Source organism: Streptomyces sp. NPDC006435 (assembly GCF_040612315.1).
Taxonomy (GTDB): Bacteria; Actinomycetota; Actinomycetes; order Streptomycetales; family Streptomycetaceae; genus Streptomyces.
In genome coordinates, this window is the sequence record NZ_JBEXPY010000103.1 from 1 (window position 1) to 5097 (window position 5097).

Genomic DNA, 5097 nt, shown 5'->3' on the forward strand with positions numbered 1-5097 from the left:
GAACCGTTCAGCGCCGCCGTGATCTCGTCGGACCGGTTCTTGAACGAGTCGAACGCCACCCGCCCCGAACCGTGGAACTTCCCTTCCAGGGGGGCCGCCGCCTGCAGCAGCTGACGGATCAGCAGCCCCAGATCATCACTCGACCCACGAGACTTCGACGACAGAGTCGTCAGAACCTGTGCCCCCATGTCGAACTTCATTCGATCCCCCTGCCGAACCTGAGCAAACAAATGTGCTGACCATCCCTATCAAGTCCGGGGGACCGAAGCAATCGAGGGCATCCGGGCTGTGGAAAGGCTGTGACAGGGCCGCCGGGGACCGGCGTGGGCAATGAGGTGTGCAAACGGAACACTTGGCCGAGCCGCGGAGGGGCGAGGCCTCTTCGACGCAAACGGACCTCCCGAGAATCTCCGGCCGATCTTCACCCGGTGCACACGACCGTGGGCGATGCCCGTTCGGGCGGATCCGGCGGACGGTGGCCCACAGGACTGCATGGCGCATGTGCTGTGCTCGTGCATCAGCAGGACGCGTGAGCGCCCCATGGGTGAACGTCGGCTCCCGGGTCGCCCCGGACAACGGTCCGCAGCCGCTCCTGGGCGCGCGTGACCGACTCGCTCCACGGAGTTGCAGTTCGGGCAGAAGACCGCAGGACGTCGGGGAACCGCTCAGACGAAGAAATCCTCTGCGTCGGGGTCGGGCACACCGATCAGGAACCGGGAGAAGGCATCCAGCGCGTTTTCTCCCAAGTAGTGTCCGCCGGTGTGGTGGAGGTGGAAGAAGCGCCCTTTCTCGTCGGCCAGGAGAATTCCGTGCTCGGAGGACTCGTGGCCGATGGGAAAAAGTTCCGTTCCGAGCCCGAACGCCAGCTCCCGGATGGCTCCTGCGTCGCCCTCGTACCCGAGCGCCGGGCCCATGACCCAGGAGGTGCCCTGCACGGTGGGGTGGGCCAGGTGCAGCAAGCCGTACGCACGGATGATGCGCACCGCGGCCGGTACGGGCGTCAGAGGGATTCCTTGCCGCCGGGCGTCCTGCACCCGCACGCGGATGAGCTCGGCGGCGCGTTCACCGATGTCACGGTCGGGGTACCAGCCGTTCGTGGTGAGCCAGGCGTGTACTTCGGGCGTCGGCTTCTCGGGGCCCGTCATCGCGTTCCGTTCCATGGGCCGGGGATCGGCGGGCCCGCCGTCAGCGACTCGATGAACGCGGCGGCCTCGATCTCGGTGATCTCGACGTGGTCGATGTCGTTGTGGCCGAGCGCGTACAGCCGGAGGTACTCGGTCGGCTCCCAGCGGAGATTGCGGGTGAACGCCTCGTCGTACGTCCGGCCGTCGTCGACCCGGCGCCGGACGATGCCGCGCGGGCTGCTCCGCGGGCGGTTCTCGTCGATCTTCGCGTAGTACGTGATCTCGCCCTCGGCGTCCAGGGCGTCGAGAGCGGCCGGTGCGAGCGTGAGGAAGGGGCGGGCGGCGAGGTTGCTCTCCACCGTCCCGAGCCGGACCATCGCACCGCCCAGGTCGATGAACTCCTCGACGAAGAATCCGCCGCCGCGTTCGTACAGGGCCAGCAGTGGTTCGTAGGGGTCCGGGAGATCCGGCAGCGGGCCGGCCGCGTTCCCGGTACGGAGCACGGCCCAGCGGACAGCCGCCCGGCAGGTCGTCCTGACCGAGGACGGGCCGACACCCCGCAGGACCTCGTCGAGCTCGGCGGCGATGCCGACGGGGATCCGGACGGCGGCGTCGACGTGCTCGGCCAGGTCGAGGAACGGCCAGGACCGCTCGGCGCCGCAGTGGTCCGCCCAGAGAGCCGCCCGGCGCAGATACTCCCGCATCAGGCGTGCGCGGGAGTTCTCGTGGCGCCAGGCGCTGCCCTCGTCGGACCAGTCGACGGCTCGCAGCCGCCGGAGGACGGACCGGGACGGTTCGACGTTCACTCGCGATCCTCTCCGGGCCGGTGCCACTTTGCGGTCGGCGGGGTTTTACCGCGGCCCGCATGCCAGTTCTTCGTCGGGCGGCCCTCTTCGTCCCACCGACGTTCCGCCACCATGGCCGTACCGTTCCCGGAGAACTCCACCTCGGCGGCGAGCACACCGTTCGGGTGCCATTCCCTGGACGTCCCGACCGGGAGCCCTTCGCGGGCCGTCGCCTCGGAGCGGAGCGTGCCGTCCTTGTACCACTCGCGGCCGGGGCCGTGCCGCACCCCCTCCACGTAGGAGTCCAGACTGACCGGGGCGCCGCCCAGGTGCTCCTCGACCTCGCCGGTGAAGGGCTCCCCCCTGTACAGCAGGCGCTGCCCCCGGTCCATGTCGACTTCGGGGTCGTCGATGTCGATTCGTGTCGCGTCGGGCATCGGGGAATCCAGGGTTCGTCGGCCGGACCGGCCGGTTCGGAGACTGGCGGCGACGTACTCGGCGACCGCGATCATCCGGGGCTCGTTCCCGGCGGGCACCAGGTAGTCGTGCTGCCTGATGCGGGCGAGGAATTCCCCGGGGAGCTCCACGTCATGTGTCCGGACGTAGAACCAGAGGTCTCCTCGCCAGATCCACTCCCCGTCGGAGAGCACCGAGTCACCGCCGAGCACGGTCCTGCCGGAGCCGAGCACGTCCTCGGAGGAGCCCATGACGCTGAAGACCTCGTGCCCGCCGAGCAGATACTCCGTGATCCGCCCGGCATCCTCGTACGGGTTCGGCGCGAGGAAATCCCGCACGCTTCCCCTCGGGGTTCCGAACGAGAGGGGCCAGAGTTCCTGAAAGAAGTCGGCGATCCGCATGGGGTCCTCTGCCGCGTCGGAGCCATGACCCAGGGAAAATCCCTGTGCCGTGGGATGGAAAGGTGCAGCAGACGGCGCGGGTGGACGGCGTGCACCGAAGCCGGCACGGGCGTCGGGGGAGTTCCTCGAAGCCCATTGTCCATTCCGGGCCCGGGCAGAAACCGCCTGAGAACCGGGCCCCGGGGTTTTCGTGGAATCAGTGCTTTGTCGCGGGCGCCACCACTGGCCGGCAGCGGCAGCAGTGGCGCCCGTGATTCCCGGGTGGATCGCCTTTCGCGTTCCGGTCAGCGTGCGGAGCGCGGAGGAATGACGGTCGCGGCGCCTCCCCGCCGGCGAATCCACTCCTCGAGGTCCGGTCCGCCCAATTCCTTGACGCCGTCCGCGGTGACGAGCTCGACCGGGCCGAAAACCGTCCCGGAGAAGCCGTCGAGAACGGTGCTCTCGTCGAACTTCACCTTGAACGAGTTCTCGTCCGCCACCGCGTTCGTCAGGTCCGCGCCGCGGAGGTCGACGCCCAGCAGGGAGGCCCCCATCAGCCGGGCGCCGCGGAAGTGCGCTCCCGAGGCGTCCACGTCGTAGAGCGAGGCCTTGACGAAGTCGACACCGTCGAGGGTCGCGCCCCGGAGCGTGGCGTCGTCCAGGTTCGCCCGCACCAGCGAGCCGTTGGCCAGGTTCGCGCCGGAGAGATCGGCGCCCTCGAGATCCGCGCGGTAGAACTCCGCACCCGCCAGGTTCGTACCGACCAGCTTGGCTTCGGTGAACCAGGACTCGGAGAAGTCGCCGCCCGACAGATCCGCGCCACTGAAGTCGAGACCCACACCGTCCAGCCCGCGGTCCTCCGGGCCCTCCAGCCATTCGCGCAGGCGATCGGCGGCAGCTCGGTCGGCGGGGTATTGGCGCGGCGCCCAGCCTTTACGGGTACCAGATGACATCGTCTTCCCAACCGTTCCTTTCGACGATGCCCTTGACATCATCGATCGCTGCCTGGCTTGCGTTGCGCATGTCGAGAATAACAATACGGTGCTTCTCGACGATCTGTTCGGAGAGCTTCTTGACCCACTTGCCATTGTTGGCGGGGTCGTACGCACCCTTGAAAGGCTGCGACTTGTCGCGGACGTTGTTGAACGGCGGCCAGTCGGAGTGCACGCCCTTGATGTCGTAATACTTGTCCGCGCTCGGGGAGTAGAACTCACCGCGGTCGGCCTGAGTGGGGCGCTGGATGTCGTCGGGGAGCCGTCCGGTTTCGCGGAGGTCCAGACCCACCCGTGCCTCATCCTTCGAGGGCTCCGAGATGCCGCCGTTCTTGTCCGGGTCGCGCTGCAGATCGTCGAAGTCGTCGGGGCTGCGCTGTTCCACCTCGTCGAGGTGACCCCAGTGGTCGGCCCGTTCCTGCGGCGTGAGTTCCGGAAGGGGATCGTTCACACGGTCCCCGGGGACGCCGTCGGTCGGCTCGTTGCCCGGAGTCTCGTTCCCGCCGCCGTTGTCGGGCTTGTCGCCGTGGCCGCCGGTGTTGTCCGGGGTGTGGTCGCCGCCGCTGCCGGGGCCGTCGCCGGGTCCGTCGTTGTGTCCGCCGGGTCCGTCGTTGCCGTGGCCGCCGGTGTTGGGCGGGTCCTGGTGGCCGCCGCCTCCGCCGTTGCCGCCGTCGCCGGTGTGGGTGTTGGGGCCGGGTCCGTCGTTGCCGTGGCCGCCGGTGGGGGGCTCGTGGCTGTTGGAGGGGCCGAGGTCGTCGGCGCGGCCGCCGGGAAGGTTGTCGCCGACCTGCCCGGTGGGGATGTTGTCGCCGGCACGGCCGCCGGGGAGGTTGTCGCCGATCTGGCCGCCGGGGAGGTCGTCGCCGATGCGGCCGAGGTCGCCGAGGCCGGCGGGGTCGCTGCCCAGGCGGATGATGTCGTCGCCGTTGCGGGCGCCGACACCGGCCAGGACGGGTTCCCTCACGGGGCTGTCGGTGTGCGGGGTGGTGGGGGAGCCCTCCTTGGGGGCGTCCTTGCCGGACTGGACGATGTCGCCGTTCTTGTCGAGGAGGTTGCCGTCGGGGTCGACGTACTGGATGGGGTCGTCGGCGGCGGTGGGGAGCTTGGTGGTGCCCTCGGGCAGCACCGGGGCGTCGTCGGGGAACTTGACGCTCCCGTTGGGCAGTTCGATCCCCCCGTCGGGAACCTTGGTGCCGTCGGGCAGATGGAACGTCCCGTCCGGCAGCATCGTCGCACCGTCGGGCAGCGTCACCGCATTGTCCGGGAGCTTGGGGATTTCGATGTTGCCGATGCCCTTGAGGCCCTTGGTGATGTCGCCGATCTTGGACAGGCCGGTGCCTGCGCCCTTGGCGATGTAGGT

At 69.2% G+C, this 5097-nt stretch carries 4 protein-coding genes and 2 pseudogenes; all 6 read right to left on the reverse strand.

Annotation, left to right across the window (positions count from 1 at the left end; translation table 11 throughout):
- Nucleotides 1-200: pseudogene (locus ABZZ04_RS39140) on the reverse strand (hypothetical protein); the annotation flags it as partial.
- Between the two features lie 465 nt (nucleotides 201-665).
- On the reverse strand, nucleotides 666-1145 hold the full coding sequence (locus tag ABZZ04_RS39145) for an SUKH-3 domain-containing protein (protein WP_356937009.1): 480 nt from the start codon (nucleotides 1143-1145) through the stop codon (nucleotides 666-668).
- The gene (locus tag ABZZ04_RS39150) at nucleotides 1142-1930 is read right to left on the reverse strand and encodes a hypothetical protein (RefSeq protein ID WP_356937010.1); all 789 of its coding nucleotides are present in this window, start codon (nucleotides 1928-1930) and stop codon (nucleotides 1142-1144) included. The genes ABZZ04_RS39145 and ABZZ04_RS39150 overlap by 4 nt, the downstream gene beginning before the upstream one ends.
- Nucleotides 1927-2703: a hypothetical protein gene (locus ABZZ04_RS39155; RefSeq protein ID WP_356937011.1), complete on the reverse strand. Its 777-nt coding sequence runs from the start codon at nucleotides 2701-2703 to the stop codon at nucleotides 1927-1929. The genes ABZZ04_RS39150 and ABZZ04_RS39155 overlap by 4 nt, the downstream gene beginning before the upstream one ends.
- A 347-nt stretch (nucleotides 2704-3050) precedes the next feature.
- Nucleotides 3051-3698, reverse strand: coding sequence for a pentapeptide repeat-containing protein (locus tag ABZZ04_RS39160; protein ID WP_356937012.1), 648 nt, complete (start codon nucleotides 3696-3698; stop codon nucleotides 3051-3053).
- Nucleotides 3679-5097, reverse strand: a pseudogene (locus ABZZ04_RS39165) (hypothetical protein); the annotation flags it as partial. The gene ABZZ04_RS39160 and the pseudogene ABZZ04_RS39165, both read right to left, overlap by 20 nt.